We start from the raw sequence: 543 nt of genomic DNA on the forward strand, positions 1-543 counted from the left end.
GATCGGGTTCGAGACAAAGCTAAACGTGACCGGGGTCCCATCGGGAGCGGCGACCCACCCCGTCCCCACCACGTACACCTCCACCGTGGCCGTGAACGTGTGGCTTTCCCCGACCTCGTTGGTATCCGCAAGTGGGCTCAACCGGATCCGGGCCTGGCGGTACTCGTAGGTTTTCTCCGCATCAGGGCTGCTTGAGCCAACCCCGGTCTCGGCGGTGACCGTTCCGGTGCCGAGAACATCGGCCAGGGCGTGGACCTTGACCAGGCCGGGCTTCGTGGCCCGGATCGTCACCTGGGCTTGGCCGTTCACGATCGCGGCGGGGTTTGTGCTCACGATCGTCGCGGTGCCGGTGGTGTCTGAGGCGATGGAGAACGTGACCGAGCCGCCGTTCGGGGGCACGACCCAGCTTGCTCCGTTCCAGACCCACACGGTGGCGGTGATGATGTGGTTCTCGCCCACTTCGTTGGTATCCGAACCTGGGGTGAGCTCGATCTTGGCTTGGCGGTACTCATACGTCTTTGTGGCTGAGCTGCTCGAGCCGCC

The 543-nt window shown here is 65.0% G+C and carries 1 protein-coding gene; it reads right to left on the bottom strand.

Annotation, left to right across the window (positions count from 1 at the left end; genetic code table 11):
- Positions 1-543 (bottom strand): hypothetical protein (locus H5T41_11515; GenBank protein ID MBC7109387.1); only part of this gene is annotated, 543 nt, incomplete at both ends.

Source organism: Methanomassiliicoccales archaeon, assembly GCA_014361295.1.
Lineage (GTDB): Archaea > Thermoplasmatota > Thermoplasmata > Methanomassiliicoccales > JACIVX01 > JACIVX01.